The organism is Microbacterium sp. NPDC058021, from assembly GCF_042885955.1.
Taxonomy (GTDB): Bacteria; Actinomycetota; Actinomycetes; order Actinomycetales; family Microbacteriaceae; genus Microbacterium.
Genome location: NZ_JBHVRF010000001.1, coordinates 555978 through 576696 on the forward strand (window position 1 = coordinate 555978; position 20719 = coordinate 576696).

A 20719-nucleotide genomic window follows, 5' to 3' on the forward strand; every position below is an offset into this window, starting at 1 on the left:
CTAGCATGGCACTGTGGAACGGAAACCGCTTTCCCACTCGCCGGAGCTGATCGACGGAGCGCACCCGGCGCGGTCGGTGCTGCGCCTGCTCGCCCGCCGTCCCGGCCGTATGACGCTGGCGATCGCGGCCTTCGCGATGAAGGAGGTGCCGCTGTGGTTCCTCCCGGTGATCACCGCGGCGATCATCGACATCGTCGCGACCGGGGGCGAGGTGAGCGCCGTGCTCTGGTGGTTCGCGCTGGCCGCGGTGCTGCTGGTGCAGAACTACCCGAATCACATCCTGTACACCCGCAGCTTCATGACGGTGGTGCGCGACACCGGCGCCGACCTGCGCAACGCCCTCGCCGCGCGGCTGCAGAGTCTGTCGATCGGCTACCACTCGCGGGTGAGCTCGTCGATCGTGCAGACCAAGGTCGTGCGCGACGTCGAGAACGTCGAGCTCATGCTGCAGCAGGTCACCCATCCGCTGCTGTCCGCGACCATGGTCATGATCGGCGCGATCTCGATGACCGCCGTCGCGGTGCCGCAGTTCCTCCCGGTCTATGCGCTCGCGGTGCCGATCGCCATCGGCATCCGCTACGGCATGCGCAAGCGCTCGCAGGAGCGCAACGAGGTCTTCCGTCGCGAGGTCGAGACGCTGTCGGCGCGCGTCGGCGAGATGGCCTCGCTCATCCCCGTGACCCGTGCGCACGGCCTGGAGCAGACCGCCGTCACACGCGTGACGCATGGCGCCGAGGGCGTGCGCCGCGCCGGCCTGCACCTCGACATGCTCAACGGGCACGTCGCCTCGATCTCGTGGGTCGCGATGCAGCTGCTCGGGGTGGGCTGTCTCGTCCTCGCCGCCGTCTTCTCCCTCACCGGCATCCTCCCCATCTCCCCGGGCGAGGTCGTGCTGCTGTCGACCTACTTCACCCTGCTCACCCAGGGGCTCACCCAGCTGCTCATGCTCATCCCGGTCGGGGCGCGGGGCCTGGAGTCGGTGCGCTCGATCGCCGAGGTGCTGCAGGAGCCCGACCTCGAGCTGAACGAGGGCAAGCGCGCCGTGTCGCGGGTGGCCGGCGACATCGCGCTGGAGCACGCATCGCACCGTTATCCCGGTGCCGACGACGACGCCCTGCACGAGATCGACCTGCACATTCCGGCCGGGCGCACGGTCGCGTTCGTCGGCTCGTCGGGGTCGGGCAAGTCCACGCTGCTGAACCTCGTGCTCGGCTTCCTCCGGCCCACGAGCGGGCGGATCCTGCTCGACGGCGACGACATGCAGCAGCTCGACCTGCGCACGGTGCGCCGTGCGGTGTCGGTCGTGCCGCAGGAATCCGTGCTGTTCGAGGGGACGATCCGCGAGAACGTCGCGTACGGCCTGCCGGATGCCACCGACGAGCGCATCGAGCAGGCGCTGCGCGACGCCAACGCGTGGGAGTTCGTCACCGCCCAGCCGGCCGGCTGGAACACCGTCGTCGGCGAGCGCGGTGCGCGCCTGTCGGGCGGGCAACGGCAGCGGCTCGCGATCGCCCGGGCGCTCGTGCGGGACCCCCGCATCCTGCTGCTGGACGAAGCCACCAGCGCGCTGGACCCCGAGTCGGAGGAACTGGTGAAAGAGGCCCTCGGCCGGCTCATGCGCGGGCGCACGACGCTCGTCGTCGCCCATCGGCTCTCGACCGTGCGCCAGGCCGACCGCATCGTCGTGCTCGAACACGGGCGCATCGTCGAGCAGGGCAGCCACGACGAGCTGGTCGCCGCCGGGGGCCGCTACGCACGACTGCACCTCACCCAGGCGGGCCCGGGCTGAGCAGCCCGCCGCCGACTCCCACCGACCGCCGACCGCAACGGAGCGAGATGACCGACGCCACCCCCACCGCCCCCGCCACCCCCACCGCCCCCGCCACCCCCACCGCCCCCACCGCCCCCGGAGGGAGCCGGCCGCTTCGGGCCGCCATCATCGGCACCGGCGCCATCGCCCACGCGCACGCGCAGGCGCTGGCCGATCTCGCACCGCGTATCGCGCTGGTTGCCGTGGTCGACGTGGACGTCGACCGGGCCGCGGCCTTCGCGCAGCGCTTCGGCGCGGCCGTGGTGCACGCCGACGTGGCGGCGCTCCTCGACGCCGAGCGTCTCGACCTCGTGCACATCTGCACACCGCCCCAGACGCATGTGCCCCTCGCGATCGCGGCGCTGCGGGCGGGGGTGGCGGCGCTGGTCGAGAAGCCCACCGCGTTGAACCTGGCCGAGATGGACGAACTCGTCGCGGTCTCCCGCGAAACCGGGGTGCCCGCGCTCACCGTCTTCCAGCACCGATTCGGCGGTGCGGCGCAGCGGTTGCAGGCGCTCGTCGCGGCCGGGGTGCTCGGCCGGCCGCTCGTGGCGACGTGCGAGACGCTGTGGCATCGCACGCCCGACTACTTCGACCTGCCCTGGCGGGGGCGCTGGGACATCGAGGGCGGCGGACCCACGATGGGGCACGGCATCCACCAGTTCGATCTGCTGCTGGCGGTGCTCGGTCCCTGGGCGCGCCTGACCGCGTTCGCCGCGCGCCAGAGCCTGCCCACCGACACCGAGGACGTCTCGATGGCGCTCGTCGAGTTCGACAACGGGGCGCTGGCGACGGTCGTGAACTCGATCGTGTCGCCGCGGGAGACCTCCCGCCTGCGGTTCGACTTCGAGTACGCCACGGTCGAGGTGGAGCACCTCTACGGCTACACCGACGCCGACTGGACGTTCACCCCCGCGCCCGGCCACGAGCACCTGGCGGCCCAGTGGACGACCGACGGCGGCACCGATGTCAGTGGGCACCGCGGTCAGCTCGCCGCCATCGTCGACGCGCTCTCCGCCGGGGAGACCCCCGCCGTGGCGGCGGAGGACGCCCGCCGTACCCTGGAGTTCGCGGCGGCGACCTATGCGTCGGCCTTCCGGGGCGTGCCGATCCGGGCCGGCGAGATCACCGGTGACGATCCGTTCCGTCACGCGATGCACGGCGGCGCCGTGCCGTGGCCGCCATACGAACCCGCACGGGAGGACGCGCGATGACCCTCGCGATCACACACGACGACGGCACTGCGTTCACCGTGCGTGATGGCGAGGTCGAGCTGCTGCGCTACACGTACGTGCCCGATTCGCCGCAGCTGGAGTCGCCCAAGCCATACCTGCATCCGCTGCGCACCCGCAGCGGCCGCACCGTGAGCCTGTACCGTCCGCACGACCACGTCTGGCACAAGGGCATCGCGTGGTCGCTGCCGGTGGTGGGCGAGGAGAACTTCTGGGGCGGCCCGACGTACGTGCACGGCCGGTCGTACGTGCAGCTGCCCAACGACGGCACGCAGGCCCACCGCGGGATCGACGCGGCGGAGGTCGACGCCGACGGTGTTGCGCGATTCGCGCACGACCTCGAGTGGATCACCCAGGGCGGTGTCCGCCTGTTCACCGAGCGGCGGACGATCACCGCCCGCACCGTCGAGGACACCGCATGGGCGCTGACCTTCGACACCGCGATGACCAATGTCACCGGCGAGGCCATCCCCCTCGGCTCGCCCACGACGAAGGGCCGTGACAACGCCGGCTACGGGGGCCTGTTCTGGCGCGGGCCACGTTCGTTCACCGGCGGCACGCTCGTGACCGCCGCGGGCACCGGCTCGGGTGACGACGTGCGCGGTCAGCGGCACGAGTGGATGGGTTTCGCGGGACGCCACGATGAAGTCGACGCCGCTTCGCTCATCGTCATGGTGGATGCCGCGGCCAACCCGCACCACCCGCCGCAGTGGTTCGCCCGCTCCGACGAGTTCGCGTGCCTCAACCCCGCTCCCTTCTTCAGCGAGGAGCTGGTCGTCGCGCCGGGGGAGACGGTGACCTTCCGCTACGGCGTCGCGATCGCCGACGTGGCATCCATCGCGATCGACGACACCGCCACGGCGGCGGCCCTCGCCGATCGCGTGCGAGCGCTGCTGTGACGATGCCGCTGTTTCCCGGCGGGGTCGCCGTGAGCGGTCTGGACGTCTACGACTGGGGAGCCGTCGACGGCAGGTGCGGTGGGTCGCCGCACCTGCACACCGCCTCGAGCGAGGGGTATGTCGTCGTCGGCGGCTCCGGGGCCGTGCACACGGTGTCGGCGGAGGGTGTGGCCGAGCACCCGCTCGCCGTCGGCGACGTCGTCTGGTTCTCACCAGGCACCGTGCACCGGCTCGTCAACGACGGCGATCTGCGCCTGGTCGTGGTGATGGCCAACGCGGGGCTGCCCGAGGCCGGCGACGCGGTGCTGACCTTCCCCGCCGAGGTGCTGGACGATGCCGAGGCGTACGCGGCGGCCGCCGCCCTGCCGGCGGGTGACGGGCGGGCGGCTGCCGCTCGCGCGCGGCGCGACCTGGCGATGGCGGGGTACCTCGAATTGTGTCGCACGGTGCAGCGCGACGGTCCGGCCGCGCTCGCCGCGCTCCACGCGCGTGCCGCGCGGCTGGTGCGGGACCGGGCAGAGCACTGGCGGCAGCAGTGGGAGCAGACGGTGGGCGCGGAGACCGACCGCACACGCCGTCAGCTCGCGGCGCTCGCGGCGGGCGACCCGGGCGCGCTGGCGACGGCATCCGTCGTCCGAGGCGAGCCCGCGGGCGGGGAACCCGGCTTCGGGATGTGCGGACGCCTGCACACCTGGCGCTGGCCCTCGGCCTGACGGTCAGGCCCGCGCCGGGGCCGGGGTGCGCCGCGGCGGCCACGGCACGAGCATCGACGTGCGCCGCTGGTAGTCGGCGTAGGCGGGGTACTTCGACGCGCTGATCGACTCGGTGAAGATCGTCGAGCCGATGAACAGCACCGTGAGCAGGGCGGCGCCGGCGATGGTCCAATTGATCGCTCCGCCCCAGAGCCCCAGCCCCGCACTGACTGCGGCGGTCGCGCCGATCGCATAGAAGACCCACCACTGGGCCTGCTCGAAGAAGAAGTTCGGGTGCCGGCTCACGCGGAAGAGCCCCGTCGTGACGAAGCCCGGTTCGAGGGTGCCGCCGGCCCGCTTCTTGGCCTGGTGGAAGTTCCACTGCTCCTGGTCGGCCACCGTCTCCCCGGCCAGGAAGCACAGGAAGAGCGCCGCGAAGACGAAGTCCCATACGGTGAGCGGGGACGGGTGCAGCCAGGCCTGGAACGCCGGCAACGTGATGAGCACGAGCAGCGCGTTCTGGTACAGCACGATGAACAGCAGGTTGAACACCTGGAACATCGCCGGTGACATGCGCGTGCGCAGGATCGCCCAGCGGTAGTCCTCCATGCCGCTGTACCCGCCCTTGCGCGCGAAGTTGAACGTCAGCCGCGCGCCCCACGCCGTCACGAGCACGGCCATGACGATGAGTCGGGCCGCGTCCTCACCGTCGGTCAGGGCGGCCACGGCGAACACCCAGACGTACACCACCGGGACGATCGACCAGATGCGGTCCACCCAGGAGGTGTCCTTGGTGATGAGGGAGAGCACCCAGCACGCCGCGCAGGTGACGGCGGCGACGATGAGAACGATCGGCAGCGGATCCATGGGGCGAGGCTAGGCCCGGATAGCGCTTTCCGGCCAGGGGTCCTAGGGTGGATGCCACGTCCTGCCGTCCGGCTTCCTCCGACCGAAGGTCCCCCTTGGCCACTCCGCTTCGCTGCGCGATCGTCGGCACGGGTGCCGTCGCGCACTTCCACGCCCGCGCCGTCGCGGCGTATCCCGATGCCCAGTTGGTCGCCGTGAGCGACCTCAGCCGAGACGCCGCCGAGGCGTTCGCAGCGCACTGGGCGGACCCCGCCGTGTACGACACGCTCGAGGAGATGCTCGCCGCCGAGCAGCCCGACGTGGTGCTCGTGTGCACGCCGCCGGGAGCGCACGCCGACCAGGCCGTCGCCGCGTTCGCCGCCGGCGCGCACGTCGTGGTGGAGAAGCCGCCGGCACCGTCGCTGGACGAACTCGACCGTATGCGGGACGCCGCCGAGGCCGCGGGCCGGCAGTTGGCCGTGGTGTTCCAGCAGCGCACCGGCACCGCCGCCGCGCACGCGCGCGGCCTGCTGCGCTCGGGTGCGCTCGGGCATCCGCTCATCGCGGTGTGCCAGACGCTCTGGTACCGCGACCCCGCGTACTTCGCCGTGCCGTGGCGCGGGGCGTGGGAGACCGAGGGCGGCGGCACGACGCTCGGTCACGGCATCCACCAGCTCGACCTGCTCGCGTTCCTGCTCGGCGACTGGACGAGCGTGCAGGCGCGCCTGTGGCGGCTCGACCGCGAGACGCAGACCGAGGACGCCTCGACCGCGACGGTGACCTTCGCCGGGGGAGTGGTGGCGCAGATCGTCACCAGCGCGGTCTCGCCGCGCGAGGTCAGCTCGATCCGCATCGACACCCAGAAGGCCACCGTCACCGTCGACCACGTGTACGGCCACGGTCACGAGAACTGGCGCATCACCCCCGCTCCCGGATTCGAGGAGGATGCCGAAGCCTGGCAGCTTCCCGAGGCGGAGGAGCGCAGCGACCACGCGCCGCTGCTGCGCGACGTGTTCGACGCCCTCCGCGCGGGCACCCCACTCCCGCCCACCGCCGATGCGCCGGCGCGCTCCCTCGAGCTGGTGGCGGCGATCTACGCCTCCGCCGCCGGCGACGGCGCCGTGATCACCCCCGAGGTCCTCGCCACGCACCCCACCCACCGGCAGGGGTTCGCGAGCCCTGTGACCGACCTGCGCCCAGAGCACGCGTGAGTGCTGCCGAGCTGTACCGCGACCCGGTGTACGACGGGGCGACCGACCCCACCGTGGTCATCGCCGGTGACGGCACCTGGTGGATGTTCTATACGCAGCGCCGGGCGACCCACCCCGACCCCGGGCCCGGCGTCGCGTGGGTGCACGGCAGCCGCATCGGGGCGGCCCGCTCGCGCGACGGTGTCGCCTGGGAGTATGCCGGCACGCTCGAGCCGGATGCCGCAGGCCTCTCGTTGAGGCCGGGGGCGCCGCCCGCGGAGGTCGCGGTCACCCACTGGGCGCCCGAGGTCATCCACGACGGCGCGCGCTGGCGCATGTACCTCACCGAGATCGACGGGGTCCCCGACCGGTGGCCCGGGTTCGCCCGGTCCATCGTGGAGTACGTCTCCGACGACCTGCTGCGGTGGCACCGGCGCGGACCGCTGCCGCTGGCCAGCGACCGGGTGATCGACGCCGCCGTCGCCCGCACCCCCGACGGCCGGTGGCGGCTCTGGTACAAGGACGAAGCCGCCGACAGTGTCACGAAGGTCGCCGCGTCCGACGACCTCGCCCACTGGCGCGACGAGGGCACCGCGATCGGCGGCCGCCCGCACGAAGGGCCGTCCGCTTTCGAACTCGGCGGCTGGTGGTGGCTGATCGTCGACGAGTGGCGGGGTATGGGCGTGTACCGGTCCCGAGACGCCGTCGCGTGGCAACGGCAGGGCGAGGCGGATGCCGTCATCCTCGGCGCCGGCGCGGCGCCGGGCCCGGGGTTCGGTCACCACGGCGCGGCCGTGCGCGACGGGGACGACGTCTGGTTCTACTACTTCGGGCACCCGGCGCGGGCTGCCATCGTCGATCCGGAACGCGAGACCATCGACGACCGCCGCTGCGCCGTCTACCGGGCCCGTCTGCGTGTGGAATCCGGCGTGCTGGTCGCGTCGGGCGGATAACCCGACGCCGGGACACGGCTGAAGTCAGAACGGTGCGGGTTGCTCGATCGCGGCCAGCGCCGCGAACTCCAGTACCCGCCGCGGAATATCGAGGTAGACGCGGCCGGTGGGGCTGGTCCATTCCAGGATGCCGTCGGCTTTCTGCGCCACGCTCCACGCGGTGCCGTGTTTGACGGGGTGATGTCGCCCGGGGCACAGGTTCGCGAGATTGTCGATGCGGGTCGGGCCGCCGCGGGCGGCGTCGATGGTGTGGTCGTGGTCGCTGTGCCGCGCGGCTCTTCGACAGCCGGGGAACCGGCAATGCTCGTCCCTCGCGTCGAGGAGGCGTCGCATCTGCAGTGTGGGCCGGTAGGTGTCGACCTGCTGCACCGCGCCCGTCGTCGGGGAGGTGAAGACCCGTTGCCATATGTTCGCGGTCGCGGCGAGGCGCCGGGCGGTGTCGGGGTCGATGGGGCCGTACCCCACGAGTTCGGCAGGTGCGGTGCTGGCGCCGGCGAGGGTGGCGGCGGGGATGACGATCTGCACGTGTGCCGTGATCGCGGAGCCCTCGGGGATGCTCCCGGACGAGACCGGCGCGCTCGCGTGCCCGGTGAGGAGCAGGTCGGCCAGCACGTCCGCGCGGATCTGATCGGTCGTGCGCCGGTCGGTCGCCAGCGCGTCCGCGGCGCCATCAGGCGCGCCACCTGCGCCCTGCGCGCCCTGTGCGTCCTGCGCGCCCTGTGCGTCCCGTGCGTCCCGTGCTGCGGCGATGATCTCCCGGGCGTGCTGGGTGAGTCGGTCCTTGATCGCGTACGCCAGGGCCGCGGGGAGCACGGCGGCGAGTTCTGCCACCCCGTCCTCGAGGTCCCGCACCCACACCCGCCGCTGCCCGGCCGCCTGCTCGTGCCGCTCGGCCAGCGGCACCGGGTCGAGTCGCTGCGCGAGGATCAGCACGCTCGGCTTCGCCCGCCCCGGCGTCTCCCGCTCGCACACCACCAGCGCGGCCTGCTCGAACCTCGCCCGCGCAGCGGGGTCGGTGATGCGGGCACCGGCATCCTGAATCACCCGGACATGCACGACATCGATACGGCCCGTCTCCAGCGCCGCCAGGGTCGCCGCGAACCGGTCCACCAGCACGGTCGCGTCATGCATCCGGTCCTGCATGCCTCGATCCGACCGCCGCAGCACCGCTGCCACTTCCGCCGCCATGCTCCGCCGCGGCATCTCCCGCTCCCGCCCCTCACTCGACGGCACCAGCGCGGTCTGCTCCGCCGCGATCGCCTCCGCCCGCGCCAGCAACCGCATCTCTCTCGCCTGCAACTGCGCAATCCGTCGGCGCGTGTCCGCCAGCCCGGACACCACCGCACCGGCCGACAACACGTCGATCGAGGGGAGGGTCGGAGAACTGTTCATACCCCGATTCTGCCGACCCCCTCCGACATCGAACGCGGTCAAAAACCCCCGTGACCTGGGGTTGTGGATAACCCGCGAACTCTCCATCGGTGGAGGAGGCGCTGTGGCCGACGGCCCTGCCCGCGCGGCCGCCGATAGTTGTTCTGTCGCGTCGCGAGCGGGACCGGCGACCTCCCGCGTCAGCAACGCCGTCACCGCCAGGGGCGGTCTGACGGCTTTGTCGCCCCCGTACGATGGGAGACCCTGAGACCGGTACCAGGTTCGAGCGAAGACGGGTTTCGGAAAGCGTCTTCCGAACTCCTTGCCATTCAAATCCGGGCGTAGTACCGTATCGGCAAGCGCTTTCCCACCGCACCGCATTCGGAGAGCGCCACACCGCACCCACGGACAACGAGCGTCCGGCGGAATCATGACGAACACGGACGTTCCAGGAAGGACAAAGATGTTCAGCACCAAGCGGGCACTCGCCGCGGTCGCCCTCGCGACCGGCGCAGCCCTCGCCCTCGCCGGCTGCGCCGGCGGCACCTCCGAGGAGGCCGCCGCCACTTACGACCCCGACGAGAAGGTCACGCTCGACCTCGCGTTCTGGGGCAATGACGTGCGCGCCGGGCTCTACAACGAGGCCATCGCCGCCTTCAACGAGGAATACCCCAACATCACGGTCAACGCCTCGTTCCTCGGCTTCCCCGAGTTCTGGGAGAAGCGCCAGACCGAGGCGGCCGGCGGCGGCCTGCCCGACGTCATGCAGTTCGACTACTCGTACCTGCGCCAGTATGCGCAGAACAACCTGCTGCTGGACCTCGACCCGTACTTGGGCGAGATCATCGAGACCGAGCCGCTCCCCGAGAACATCCTCGCGATCGGCGTCGTGAACGACACGACCTACGCCATCCCGACCTCCACCAACGCGTGGGGCCTGTTCACCAACCCCGTCGTGCTCGAGAAGGTCGGCGTCGAAGAGTTCGCCGGCGGGTCGTGGAGCGACTACGCCGACTGGATGGGCGAAGTCACCGAGGCCGGCGCCGGTGAGATCTGGGGCGGCGGCGACTACACCGGTCGCATCCAGAACTTCGAGCTCCAGCTGCGCTCGGAAGGCTCGCAGCTGTTCAGCGAAGACGGCGAGCCCGGCTTCGACGAGGAGCGCCTCACCGAGTTCTGGGAGGAGGGCGCCCCGATCCGCGAGGGCATCTCGTTCCCGCAGCAGCTGGTCGAGGAGCTCACTCCGCTCGGCCCCTTCGACACCGGCCTCGCCGCGAGCGAGCTGACCTGGGACAACTTCGGTGCCGGCTACCTCGGCAACCTCGGCGAGGGCTACACCGAGCTCGGCCTCATCGAGCCCCCCGTCACCGAGGAGGGTGCGAAGGACCTGTACCTGAAGCCCTCCATGCTGCACGCCGTCTCGGCCAAGACCGAGCACCCCGAAGCCGCCGCGACGCTGGTGAACTTCCTCATCAACTCGCCCCAGTCGGGGGAGATCTTCGGCACCAACCGCGGCATCCCCGCCTCGGAGACCGCCCTCGAGGCAGCCGAGCTCGACCCGCTCAGCCAGCAGGTCGCCGACTACGAGGCATCCATCGCCGATCGCCTCGGCGACGCCCCGCCGGTCCCGATCGTCGGCTACGGCACGCTCGAGGAGAAGTTCCGCCAGCTCGGCACCGAACTCAACTTCGGCACGATGACCGTCGAGGATGCCGTCGCGCAGTTCTTCAGCGAGATGGACCTCGTCCTCAACCAGTGAAGGCGCGCGGGGGCCCGGATGACTGCGTCCGGGCCCCCGCCGTATCCGGCTCCCCTCACACCTCAGGAGTACCCGTGAGCACGACCGCGACCAGGGTCATCGTCACCAAGGAACAGCCGTCCAAGCGGCGGGTGATGCGAAAGCAGCGCCCCGAGCATCTGTCCCGCCCCGGCCAGCGCCAGCGGGCCCGCAAGGAGACCGTCGCCGGGTACGCCTTCCTCGTGCCGTGGCTGGTCGGCTTCTTCGGCCTCACGCTCCTGCCCATGGGGTACTCCCTGTACCTCTCGTTCACGAGCTACAACATCTTCGCGCCGCCCAAGTGGATCGGCCTGGACAATTACATCCGGCTGTTCACGAACGATCCGACCTTCCTGCAGTCGGCCCAGATCACGCTGATCTACGTGCTGGTCGGCACGCCGATCACCCTGCTGGCGGCGCTCGGCGTCGCGATCCTGCTCAACTACCGCGACAAGGGCGCCGCGTTCTTCCGCTCCGCCTTCTACGCCCCCTCGCTCATCGGCGGCTCGGTGTCGGTGGCGATCGTCTGGCGCGCGATGTTCTCCACCGACGGTCCCGTCGACAACGGTCTGACGTTCTTCGGGATCGACCTCGGCGGCTGGATCGGGCAGCCCTCCCTGATCCTCCCGATGATGATCCTGCTGTCGGTGTGGCAGTTCGGCGCGACGATGGTCATCTTCCTCGCCGGCCTGAAGCAGGTCCCCAAGGAGCTCTACGAGGCGGCCGAGATGGATGGCGCGAACGCCTGGCGCCGGTTCCGCGCCGTGACCATCCCCATGCTGTCGCCGGTCATCTTCTTCAACCTGCTGCTGGGCCTCATCGGCGCCTTCCAGGTGTTCGCCTCGGCCTACATCATCTCCAACGGCTCGGGCGGCCCCGCGGGCATGACGAACTTCATCACCGTCTACCTCTACAAGACGGGATTCTCCGACGGCCGCATGGGCTACGCCGCCGCCATCGCCTGGGTGCTGCTGGTCGTCGTCGCGATCATCGCCTTCATCCTCTTCCGCACCCAGAAGTCGTGGGTGCACTACTCGGGAGACAACCGATGACCATTTCCTCCTCCCAGAACGCGCTCGTCCAGATCGAGAACCAGGTCGACCCCGACCCGAAGGTCGCCCCGCGGCGCCGCATCACACGCAAGACGTGGCAGACCGTCGTCTGGTTCGTCGCACTGCTGGTGATCACCGCGGTGGTGCTGTACCCGCTCATCTGGCTGTTCGTGTCGACGTTCAAGCCCAACTCCGAGTTCGGCCAGAATCAGGGCCTCATCCCGCAGAGCCCGACGCTGGACAACTACGCCAAGGTGATGGAGGGCATCGCGGGCGTGCCGATGGGACAGTTCTTCTGGAACTCGTTCGTGCTGGCGGCGCTGTCGGTGATCGGCACCGTCCTGTCCTCCGCCCTGGCCGCCTACGCCTTCGCGCGCCTGCAGTTCAAGGGCCTCGGCATCCTCTTCGCGGCGATGATCGGCACGCTGCTGCTGCCGTTCCACGTCGTGATCATCCCGCAGTACATCCTGTTCAACAATCTGGGCCTGGTGGACACGTTCGTGCCGCTGATCCTGCCGAAGTTCCTGGCGACGGAGGCGTTCTTCGTCTTCCTGCTCGTGCAGTTCATCCGGCAGATGCCGCGCGACATGGACGAGGCCGCGAAGATCGACGGCGCCGGCCACCTGCGCATCTTCTGGTCGATCATCCTGCCGCTGATCAAGCCCGCGCTCATCACGTGCGCGATCTTCTCCTTCATCTGGGCGTGGAACGACTTCCTCGGGCCCCTGCTGTACCTCACCAGCCCCGAGAACTATCCGCTGCCCATCGCGCTGCGGCTCTACAACGACCAGAGCTCCACGAGCGACTACGGCGCCACGGTGACCGCCTCGTTCGTCGCGCTGCTGCCGATCCTGCTCTTCTTCATCGTCTTCCAGCGGTTCCTCGTCGACGGCGTGGCCACGCAGGGCCTGAAGGGCTGACCCGTGTCCACCGCCGTCCGTCGTGAGGCCAGCGCCGCCCGTCGCGAAGAGCTCTCCGGCGCAGGGCCGGTGCGCGAAGAGCGCCCGCCGGCGCTCTTCCCCGGCGCCACGGGACGGTTCGCGCTGTTCGGCGAGGTGCTGCTGACCGGGCTGCTGGTGACGATCGTCGGGCTCGGCGTCGTGACGATGCCGGCCGCGCTGGCCGCCGGCATCCGCCATATGCGTCGCTACACGGCCGCCGACGATTCCCGGCTGCAGTTCTTCTGGGCCGACGTGCGCCGGGGGCTGCTCCCGGGCGCTGCGGTGGGCGCCGTCGCGCTGGTGGCGACCCTCGTGCTGCTGCTGGACATCGACCTCGCCCGCTCCGGCTTCCTGCCCGGCGGCCCCGTGATCGAGGTCGTGGGGTGGGTGGGCCTGGCCGCCGTGGCGCTGACCCTCCTCGCCGCCGCCGGAGCGTGGACCCCCGAGACCGGATGGCTCGCCGCCGTGCGCGCGGTGCCGGCGCTGGTGGCATCCGACGTCGCCGGCGCTGTCTATCTCGTCGCCACCGCGGGCTTCGTCGCCGTGGTCACCTGGGCTCTCGTGCCGCTGTTCATCCCCGCGGTCGGATGCGCCGCCCTCGCCGTCGTGGCGGTGCCGGTACGGCGCCGCGGCCGCGCCTGACCGCACCACCCCGCCGCGATGCGGCGCGTCCCATCGGAAGGATCCTCCGTGACGTCTGCCTCTGGGCACATCGACCCGCACCTCGAGATCTCCGCGCTCGACCGGCGCCTCTTCGGCGGCTTCGTCGAGCACCTCGGCCGTCACATCTACGACGGCATCCACGAGCCGGCGCATCCCACGGCGGACGCCGACGGCTTCCGCACCGACGTCATCGAGCTCGTCAAGGAACTCGGGGTCTCGACCATCCGCTACCCGGGCGGCAACTTCGTCTCGGGCTACCGCTGGGAGGACGGCGTGGGTCCGGTGGCCGAGCGCCCCCGCCGCCTCGACCTGGCATGGCACTGCACCGAGACGAACGAGGTGGGGCTGCACGAGTTCGCCGACTGGCTCGACAAGGTCGGCAGCGATCTCATGCTCGCTGTGAACCTCGGCACCCGGGGCACGCAGGAGGCCATCGACCTGCTGGAGTACGCCAACGCGGATGCCGACACCGACTGGACCCGCCGGCGCGCCGAGAACGGCCGCGACGAGCCGTTCGCCGTCAAGATGTGGTGCCTGGGCAACGAGATGGACGGGCCGTGGCAGCTGGGTCACCGCAACGCCGACGACTACGGCAAGATCGCCACGCGCACCGCCAAGGCCATGCGCATGCTCGACCCCGGCATCGAGCTGGTGGTCTGCGGTTCCTCCGGCAGCGGCATGCCGACGTTCGGATCGTGGGAGCGCACGGTGCTCGAGCACGCGTTCGACGACGTCGACTTCATCTCCTGCCATTCGTACTACCAGGAGATGGGCGGCAACGCGCAGGAGTTCCTCGCCTCGGGCGTCGACATGGCGCGGTTCATCGATTCGGTCGTGTCGATCTGCGATGCCGTCGCCGCGACGAAGAAGAGCGACAAGCGCATCATGATCTCCTTCGACGAGTGGAACGTCTGGTACCTCCACAACGACGAGGGCGGCCAGAACGACAAGCCGGAGGAAGCGGGCTGGCCCGTCGCGCCGCGTCTGCTCGAAGACCGCTACCACGTGCTGGATGCCGTCGTCTTCGGTGACCTCATGATCACGCTGCTCCAGCACGCCGACCGGGTGAAGTCGGCCTCACTCGCGCAGCTGGTGAACGTCATCGCGCCGATCATGACCGAGCCCGGTGGCATCGCGTGGCGCCAGACGACGTTCTTCCCGTTCTCGATCACGTCCCGCCTCGCAGGAGAGCGCGTCGTGCGGGTGCCGGTGACGTCCGGCACCTTCACGAGCGAGCGGTTCGGCGAGGTGGCATCCGTCAACGCGGTCGCGACGATCGACGACGAGGGCGTGAGCGTCTTCATCGTGAACCGATCGACGACCGACGCCATCGACCTCGCGGTGGACCTCACAGCCGTGGTCGCCGCGTTCGGGCGTGACCTGCAGGTGAGCGAGTCGCACCTGCTGCACGACGACGACATCTACGCCGCGAACTCGCTCGAGGATCCCGAGCGCGTCGGCGTGCGGGCGATCGACGCCGTCGCCGTCGCGGATGGCTCCCTGTCGCTCACACTTCCGCCGGTGGCGTGGGCCGCGGTGCGACTGAGCTGAGCCATGACCGCGACAACGGGAGATGCTTGCGGAAAGCGTCTTCCGCTGTCAGGATGAATTCACCGGAAAGCGCTTACCAACAAGCGTCGAGCAGAAGGAACGACAGTGTCAGAGACGACCACCCTGCACATCCCCGCCGCGGCATCCGCCCCTCAGGTGCGTGAGATCGGCATCATCATGAACGGCGTCTCCGGGCGCATGGGCTACCGGCAGCACCTCGTGCGCTCGATCCTCGCGATCCGCGAGCAGGGCGGCATCGAGCTGCCCGACGGGTCGAAGGTCACGGTCAAGCCGCTGCTGGTCGGACGCAGCGAGGCCAAGCTCGCCGAGCTCGCCGCGCGCCACGGCATCGAGGACTACACGACCGATCTGGATGCCGCCCTCGCCGACCCGCGGTGGGAGATCTACGCCGACTTCCTCGTCACCAAGGCCCGCGCCGCGGCGCTTCGCAAGGCGATCGCCGCAGGCAAGACGATCTACACCGAGAAGCCCACCGCCGAGTCGGTGGAGGAGGCGCTGGAACTGGCCAAGCTCGCCGCCGAGGCCGGGGTCAAGACCGGTGTCGTGCACGACAAGCTGTACCTGCCGGGTCTGCAGAAGCTCAAGCGGCTCATCGACTCCGGGTTCTTCGGCCGCATCCTGTCGGTCCGCGGCGAGTTCGGCTACTGGGTGTTCGAGGGAGACTGGCAGCCCGCGCAGCGGCCCAGCTGGAACTACCGCGCCGAAGACGGCGGCGGCATCATCGTCGACATGTTCCCGCACTGGAACTACGTGCTGGAGAACCTGTTCGGTCAGGTCAAGAGCGTCTACGCGCAGGCCGCCGTGCACATCGCCGACCGCTGGGACGAGAACGGCGAGCACTACACCGCCACGGCGGAGGATGCCGCATACGGCATCTTCGAGCTCGAGGGCGACGTCGTCGCGCAGATCAACTCCAGCTGGACGGTGCGGGTCAACCGCGACGAGCTGGTGGAGTTCCACGTCGACGGCACGCACGGCTCCGCCGTCGTGGGCCTGTTCGGCGCGAAGATCCAGTCGCGCAACGCCACCCCGAAGCCGGTGTGGAACCCCGACCTGGCCGACGACCACGATTACGACGCCGACTGGGCCGCCGTCCCCACCAACGACGTCTTCCAGAACGGGTTCAAGCAGCAGTGGGAGGAGTTCCTCGTCTCCTATGCCACCGGCACCGAGTACGAGTTCGATCTGCTCTCGGGCGCCCGCGGCGTGCTGCTGGCCGAGGCGGGCCTGCGCTCCAGCCGCGACGGCTGCAAGGTCACGCTGCCCACCCTCACCCTGGAGTGATCGTGACGACGCTGACCCTCCTCGCCGCCGACGGCGCCGTCGCAGAGACGCCGCTGCTCGAGGCGCCGCAGTACACCCGGCCGCGGGTGCCGCTGCGCTCGCGCACCGCCTACGCCGCCGCGCACGTGGTGCCCGTCGCGTGGGGCGACAACACCCCGGGCGAGCCGGCGCAGATCGACTGGGATGCCACCCTGGCGTTCCGTCGCAGCGTGTACTCGTGGGGGCTCGGAGTCGCCGACGCCATGGACACCGCGCAGCGCAACATGGGACTCGACGCGGCGGCGACGCGCGAGCTCATCGCGCGGTCGGCGGAGGTCGCCCGTGAGGAGGGCGGCGAGGTCGTGGTCGGCGTCAACACCGACCACGTCGAGGCCGATCACCTGACGCTCGACGAGATCATCGCCGCGTACCTCGAGCAGCTGCACTTCACCGAGGAACAGGGTGCCGGCCCCGTCATCATGGCCAGCCGCCACCTCGCCCGCACGGCCGCGTCGGCCGAGGACTACCGCCGTGTCTACCGCGCGGTCCTGCAGGGGGCGACCACCCCCGTCGTGCTGCACTGGCTCGGCACCGCGTTCGACCCGCAGCTGGCCGGCTACTTCGGATCGACCGACTGGCGTGCGGCATCCGAGGTGCTGCTGCAGATCATCGGCGAGAGCCCCGACAAGGTGGCGGGCGTGAAGATGAGCCTGCTGGATGCCGCGTCGGAGGTGGCGGTGCGCGAGCGCCTGCCCGAGGGCGTGCGCATGTTCACCGGCGACGACTTCAACTACGTGGGACTCATCGGCGGCGCCGACGTGCCCGACGCGGTCCAGCCCCCGCGGGACCCCGCGAGCCCCCGGCAGCACTCCGACGCGCTGCTGGGTGCGTTCGCGACCCTGGCTCCCGTGGCATCCGCGGCGATCCAGGCCCTCGACGCGGGCGACCCCGACCGGTACCTGCAGATCCTCGGCCCCACCGAGGCGCTCAGCCGGCAGGTGTTCGCCGCGCCGACGTTCTACTACAAGACCGGTGTGGCCTTCCTCTCGTGGCTCAACGGCCACCAGGGCGCGTTCCAGATGGTGGGGGGCCTGCACGCGGCGCGCAGCCTGCCGCACCTGTCGCGCATCGTCGAACTCGCCAACGCCGCACACGCCCTTGAGCGCCCCGAGCTGGCGGCCGAGCGGTGGCACGGGATGCTGCGCCTGAACGGAGTGGACGCATGAGCGTGGATCCGCGCCTTTCGATCAACCAGGCCACCATCAAATACGCCGACCTCGTCACCGCACTGCGGGTCACCGCCGACGCCGGGGTCCCGGCGATCGGGCTGTGGCGGGAGCCGGTGCAGGAGGTGGGCCTCGCCACGGCGGCGCGCATGCTCGCCGACTCGGGGCTGCGGTTCACGACCCACTGCCGCGGCGGCTTCTTCACCCTCCCGGAGGGGCCCGCGCGTCGCGCGTCGCTGGAGGACAACCGCGTCGCGATCGACGAGACCGCCACCCTCGCCGCGGCGGGGGCCGAGGGTTCGACCGCGATCCTGGTCCTCGTCGCGGGCGGTCTGCCGGAGGGGTCCCGCGACCTGGCCGGAGCGCGCGAGCGCGTGCGCGACGCGATCGGCGAACTCGCCCCGCACGCGGCGGCCGCCGGGGTGACGCTGGCCATCGAGCCGCTGCATCCGATGTACGCCACCGATCGCTGCGTCGTCTCCACACTCGGGCAGGCGCTGGACATCGCGGCCGACTTCGACCCCGCGGTCGTGGGGGTCACCGTCGACACGTTCCACATCTTCTGGGACCCGGAGGTGGAGGTGTCCATCGCCCGAGCCGGGCGCGAGGGGCGCATCGCCACTTACCAGGTGTGCGACTGGAAGACGCCGCTGCCCGCGGACGTGCTGCTGGGGCGCCACTATCCCGGCGACGGCGTGATCGATCTGGCGACGCTGACCGCCGCCGTGATGGACACCGGATACGACCGCGACATCGAAGTGGAGATCTTCAACGAGCAGATCTGGGCCACCGATCCGCTCGTGGCGGTGCAGCGCACCGCAGCCGCGTTCGGCGGGGCGGTCTCGCCCTACCTGGGCGCAGCTCTAGAATCACGATCGTGACCGACGCCACCGAACGCCTGCGGTCCGGCTCCGCCACGCTCCACGACGTCGCGCGCGAGGCGGGGGTGTCACTGGCGACCGCGTCGCGCGTGCTCAACGGCTCGAGTCGCAAGGTCGCGGAGTCGTACCGGGAGCGCGTGCAGGCCGCAGCCGATCGCCTGGGCTACAGCGCCAACCTCTCCGCACAGGCCACGGCGCGCGGCACGTCGGCGATCATCGCTCTGCTCGTCGCCGACATCGCCGACCCCTACTTCGGCGAGATCGCCTCAGGGGTCGCCCAGGGCGCCGACGACGCGGGTCTTGTCGTCACCATCGCCATCACCGCGCGCGACACCGACCGCGAGGTGCGGCTCGTCCGGGCGCTGCGCGGTCAGCGGCCGCGCGGGGTCATCCTCGCGGCCTCGCGCGCCGCACCCGAGATCGCCCCCGAACTCCTGGCCGAGCTCGACCTCGTCACCGCGGCCGGCGGGCGGGTCGTGGCCCTCGGGGCCGGAACCGACACCGTGCGCTCGGTCATCATCGACAACCGCGGCGGCGCCCGCGACCTCGGTGCGGCTCTGGCCGACCGCGGCTACCGGCGGGCCGTCGTGCTGGCCGCCGCCGAGGGCGTGCTCACCAGCGACAACCGCGTCGCCGGCTTCACCGAGGGCTTCACCGCCGCCGGGGGCGAGGCGCCCCGCGTCTACCGCGGTGCATTCACCCGCGAATCGGGGGGCGAAGCCATGGCCACGGCCCTCGCCGACGGCGTGGAGCCGCACACCCTCGTCTTCGCCGTCAGCGACGTCGTCGCGATCGGCGCGATGTCGGCCGTGCGCGCGGCCGGGCGCGACCCCGGCACCGACATCGCCTTCGCGGGCTTCGACGACATCGCCACGAGCCGGGACGTCACTCCCGCGCTGACCACCGTGCGCGTGCCGCTGAGCGACGTGGGCCTGGAGACCTTCCGCGCCGCGACCGAGCCCGACTGGACGCCGCAGCAGCTGCCCCTGGAGGTGCGGCTGCGCGACAGCACCCCGCCGTTGTCATGAGGGTCGTCGTCGCACTCGACAGCCTGAAGGGGTCGATCGGCGCCGCCGCGGCATCCCGTGCCCTCGCCGAGGGGTGGCACGACGTCGCCTCCGATGCCGCGATCGACCTGCGCCCCATGGCGGACGGGGGAGAGGGCACCCTCGACGCGTTCGCCGCTGCCGTGCCGGGTGCCCGGCGGGTGCCGGTGCGGGTGACCGGGCCCGACGGCACCGAGATCGACGCGTCGTGGCTGCTGCTGCCGCCGACCCCCGACGCCCCCGCGGGCACCGGGGTGGTGGAGCTGGCATCCACGTCGGGGATCGAGCTGCTGGGGGAGCGGCGTCTGCCGTGGGATGCCGACACCACCGGGTTCGGCCAGGCCATCGCCGCGGCGCTGGACCACGGCGTCTCGCGGCTCGTGCTCGGCATCGGCTCGAGCGCCTCCACCGACGGCGGATCCGGGATGCTGCGCGCGCTCGGGGCGGAGGTGACGGATGCCGCCGGGGCTCCGGTCGTGCCCGGCCTGCGGGGCCTCACCGGCGCGACGGCCGTGGACGTGTCGGGGCTCCGCCTGCCGCCGGTCGCCGGTGCGGTCGTGCTCACCGACGTCACCAATCCGCTCTGCGGACCCGCCGGGGCCGCGGCGGTGTTCGGGCCGCAGAAGGGGCTCGATGCCGACGGCGTCGCCCGCGCCGACGCCGCCCTCGCCCGCTGGGCCGCACTCTTCGCCGGGGACCCCGCGCTGTCGGATGCCGCCGCGATCCCCGGCACCGGCGCTGCGGGCGGCACCGGGTTCGGCCTGGTCGCGTGGGGCGCGCGGCTCGTTCCCGGGGCGCCGGAAGTGGCCGCACTCATCGGGCTGCGGGACGCCGTGGCCGGTGCCGACCTGGTCGTCACGGGCGAGGGCTCGTTCGACGGTCAGTCGGCCGCCGGCAAGGTGCCCACCTTCGTCGCGGCCCTCGCCGCCGAGGCGGGGGTGCCCGTCGCGCTGGTGGCAGGCCGGATCGCCGACGATGCCGACACCGCGGGCTTCGCGGCATCCGTCTCGCTCACCGCCCTCGCCGGCAGTCCCGCCGCGTCCCTCGCAGCCCCCGCCCGCCACCTCCGCACCGCTGGCGCCGCCCTGGCCCGCGCCTTCCCCACCCCGCGCTGACCTCGGGTCGCCGCGCCGCCTGCGATCGCTGAAACTACAGCTGGTGGCCGAAACAACGGGAAACAACCATTGCGTCGGCCGCCAGCTGTAGTCTCACGGTCCGCCGGTCTGCCGGTCCGCCGGTCCGCCGGTCCGCCCGTCCGCCGGCCCCGCCCCGCCCGGCCCCGACGCTGAGACGAATGCGGGCGGC

The 20719-nt window shown here is 71.4% G+C and carries 18 protein-coding genes; 16 read left to right on the forward strand and 2 right to left on the reverse strand.

What is annotated here, in order from left to right:
• The first annotated feature begins 13 nt into the window (after positions 1 to 13).
• Genes ACFVR6_RS02580 through ACFVR6_RS02595 form a run of 4 tightly spaced genes read left to right on the forward strand, consistent with a single transcriptional unit; the run spans position 14 to position 4654 of the window.
• Positions 14 to 1789 (forward strand): ABC transporter ATP-binding protein, encoded by a 1776-nt coding sequence (locus ACFVR6_RS02580; RefSeq protein ID WP_386958524.1) that lies wholly within the window; start codon positions 14 to 16, stop codon positions 1787 to 1789.
• A gap of 47 nt (positions 1790 to 1836) precedes the next feature.
• The gene (locus ACFVR6_RS02585; RefSeq protein ID WP_386958526.1) at positions 1837 to 3024 is read left to right on the forward strand and encodes a Gfo/Idh/MocA family protein; all 1188 of its coding nucleotides are present in this window, start codon (positions 1837 to 1839) and stop codon (positions 3022 to 3024) included.
• Positions 3021 to 3941, forward strand: coding sequence for a DUF6807 domain-containing protein (locus ACFVR6_RS02590; RefSeq protein ID WP_386958528.1), 921 nt, complete (start codon positions 3021 to 3023; stop codon positions 3939 to 3941). Before ACFVR6_RS02585 ends, ACFVR6_RS02590 begins: the two co-directional genes overlap by 4 nt.
• A 2-nt stretch (positions 3942 to 3943) precedes the next feature.
• Complete coding sequence (locus tag ACFVR6_RS02595) at positions 3944 to 4654, forward strand: cupin domain-containing protein (RefSeq protein WP_386958530.1); 711 nt, start codon at positions 3944 to 3946, stop codon at positions 4652 to 4654.
• A gap of 3 nt (positions 4655 to 4657) precedes the next feature.
• On the opposite strand, the gene ACFVR6_RS02600 is transcribed toward ACFVR6_RS02595, so the two are convergent.
• Positions 4658 to 5500, reverse strand: a complete 843-nt coding sequence (locus ACFVR6_RS02600) for a DUF1295 domain-containing protein (RefSeq protein ID WP_386958532.1) — start codon at positions 5498 to 5500, stop codon at positions 4658 to 4660.
• Positions 5501 to 5595: 95 nt separating this feature from the next.
• Here ACFVR6_RS02600 and ACFVR6_RS02605 point away from each other — a divergent pair, with 95 nt between their 5' ends.
• Together ACFVR6_RS02605 and ACFVR6_RS02610 are read left to right on the forward strand one after the other, a co-directional pair.
• Positions 5596 to 6690: a Gfo/Idh/MocA family protein gene (locus tag ACFVR6_RS02605; RefSeq protein ID WP_386958534.1), complete on the forward strand. Its 1095-nt coding sequence runs from the start codon at positions 5596 to 5598 to the stop codon at positions 6688 to 6690.
• Positions 6687 to 7622, forward strand: a complete 936-nt coding sequence (locus ACFVR6_RS02610) for a family 43 glycosylhydrolase (RefSeq protein ID WP_386958536.1) — start codon at positions 6687 to 6689, stop codon at positions 7620 to 7622. The genes ACFVR6_RS02605 and ACFVR6_RS02610 overlap by 4 nt, the downstream gene beginning before the upstream one ends.
• Positions 7623 to 7646: 24 nt before the next feature.
• On the opposite strand, the gene ACFVR6_RS02615 is transcribed toward ACFVR6_RS02610, so the two are convergent.
• Complete coding sequence (locus ACFVR6_RS02615; RefSeq protein WP_386958538.1) at positions 7647 to 9014, reverse strand: HNH endonuclease signature motif containing protein; 1368 nt, start codon at positions 9012 to 9014, stop codon at positions 7647 to 7649.
• Positions 9015 to 9456: 442 nt separating this feature from the next.
• Between ACFVR6_RS02615 and ACFVR6_RS02620 the strand changes: the two genes are divergently transcribed.
• The 10 genes from ACFVR6_RS02620 (at position 9457) to ACFVR6_RS02665 (ending at position 20529) form a co-directional block, all read left to right on the forward strand.
• Positions 9457 to 10752: an ABC transporter substrate-binding protein gene (locus ACFVR6_RS02620; protein ID WP_386958540.1), complete on the forward strand. Its 1296-nt coding sequence runs from the start codon at positions 9457 to 9459 to the stop codon at positions 10750 to 10752.
• A 74-nt stretch (positions 10753 to 10826) separates the two neighbouring features.
• Entirely contained in the window at positions 10827 to 11822 is a 996-nt protein-coding gene (locus ACFVR6_RS02625; protein WP_386958542.1) for a carbohydrate ABC transporter permease, read from the forward strand.
• A complete protein-coding gene (locus tag ACFVR6_RS02630; protein WP_386958544.1) occupies positions 11819 to 12742 on the forward strand; it encodes a carbohydrate ABC transporter permease in 924 nt (307 codons plus the stop codon). The genes ACFVR6_RS02625 and ACFVR6_RS02630 overlap by 4 nt, the downstream gene beginning before the upstream one ends.
• Positions 12743 to 12745: 3 nt before the next feature.
• A complete protein-coding gene (locus ACFVR6_RS02635; RefSeq protein WP_386958546.1) occupies positions 12746 to 13405 on the forward strand; it encodes a hypothetical protein in 660 nt (219 codons plus the stop codon).
• Positions 13406 to 13423: 18 nt separating this feature from the next.
• Positions 13424 to 14977 (forward strand): arabinosylfuranosidase ArfA, encoded by a 1554-nt coding sequence (locus ACFVR6_RS02640; protein WP_386958548.1) that lies wholly within the window; start codon positions 13424 to 13426, stop codon positions 14975 to 14977.
• A gap of 177 nt (positions 14978 to 15154) precedes the next feature.
• Positions 15155 to 16282 carry a Gfo/Idh/MocA family protein gene (locus tag ACFVR6_RS02645; protein ID WP_386958832.1) on the forward strand — a complete coding sequence of 376 codons (1128 nt, stop codon included), beginning with the start codon at positions 15155 to 15157 and terminating at the stop codon, positions 16280 to 16282.
• A gap of 2 nt (positions 16283 to 16284) precedes the next feature.
• Positions 16285 to 17487: a DUF993 family protein gene (locus ACFVR6_RS02650; protein WP_386958550.1), complete on the forward strand. Its 1203-nt coding sequence runs from the start codon at positions 16285 to 16287 to the stop codon at positions 17485 to 17487.
• The gene (locus ACFVR6_RS02655) at positions 17484 to 18368 is read left to right on the forward strand and encodes a sugar phosphate isomerase/epimerase family protein (RefSeq protein WP_386958552.1); all 885 of its coding nucleotides are present in this window, start codon (positions 17484 to 17486) and stop codon (positions 18366 to 18368) included. The genes ACFVR6_RS02650 and ACFVR6_RS02655 overlap by 4 nt, the downstream gene beginning before the upstream one ends.
• On the forward strand, positions 18365 to 19396 hold the full coding sequence (locus tag ACFVR6_RS02660) for a LacI family DNA-binding transcriptional regulator (RefSeq protein ID WP_386958554.1): 1032 nt from the start codon (positions 18365 to 18367) through the stop codon (positions 19394 to 19396). Before ACFVR6_RS02655 ends, ACFVR6_RS02660 begins: the two co-directional genes overlap by 4 nt.
• Positions 19393 to 20529, forward strand: a complete 1137-nt coding sequence (locus ACFVR6_RS02665) for a glycerate kinase (protein ID WP_386958556.1) — start codon at positions 19393 to 19395, stop codon at positions 20527 to 20529. The genes ACFVR6_RS02660 and ACFVR6_RS02665 overlap by 4 nt, the downstream gene beginning before the upstream one ends.
• The last annotated feature ends 190 nt before the right edge of the window (positions 20530 to 20719 follow it).

Bases quoted from the DNA above. Each gene is read 5' to 3' on its own strand.
- ACFVR6_RS02600 (WP_386958532.1), bottom strand. From the start codon at position 5,500: ATGGATCCGCTGCCGATCGTTCTCATCGTCGCCGCCGTCACCTGCGCG.
- ACFVR6_RS02620 (WP_386958540.1), top strand. From the start codon at position 9,457: ATGTTCAGCACCAAGCGGGCACTCGCCGCGGTCGCCCTCGCGACCGGC.
- ACFVR6_RS02640 (WP_386958548.1), top strand. From the start codon at position 13,424: ATGCGGCGCGTCCCATCGGAAGGATCCTCCGTGACGTCTGCCTCTGGG.
- ACFVR6_RS02595 (WP_386958530.1), top strand. From the start codon at position 3,944: ATGCCGCTGTTTCCCGGCGGGGTCGCCGTGAGCGGTCTGGACGTCTAC.
- ACFVR6_RS02590 (WP_386958528.1), top strand. From the start codon at position 3,021: ATGACCCTCGCGATCACACACGACGACGGCACTGCGTTCACCGTGCGT.
- ACFVR6_RS02645 (WP_386958832.1), top strand. From the start codon at position 15,155: ATGAACGGCGTCTCCGGGCGCATGGGCTACCGGCAGCACCTCGTGCGC.
- ACFVR6_RS02630 (WP_386958544.1), top strand. From the start codon at position 11,819: ATGACCATTTCCTCCTCCCAGAACGCGCTCGTCCAGATCGAGAACCAG.
- ACFVR6_RS02615 (WP_386958538.1), bottom strand. From the start codon at position 9,014: ATGAACAGTTCTCCGACCCTCCCCTCGATCGACGTGTTGTCGGCCGGT.
- ACFVR6_RS02585 (WP_386958526.1), top strand. From the start codon at position 1,837: ATGACCGACGCCACCCCCACCGCCCCCGCCACCCCCACCGCCCCCGCC.
- ACFVR6_RS02655 (WP_386958552.1), top strand. From the start codon at position 17,484: ATGAGCGTGGATCCGCGCCTTTCGATCAACCAGGCCACCATCAAATAC.
- ACFVR6_RS02665 (WP_386958556.1), top strand. From the start codon at position 19,393: ATGAGGGTCGTCGTCGCACTCGACAGCCTGAAGGGGTCGATCGGCGCC.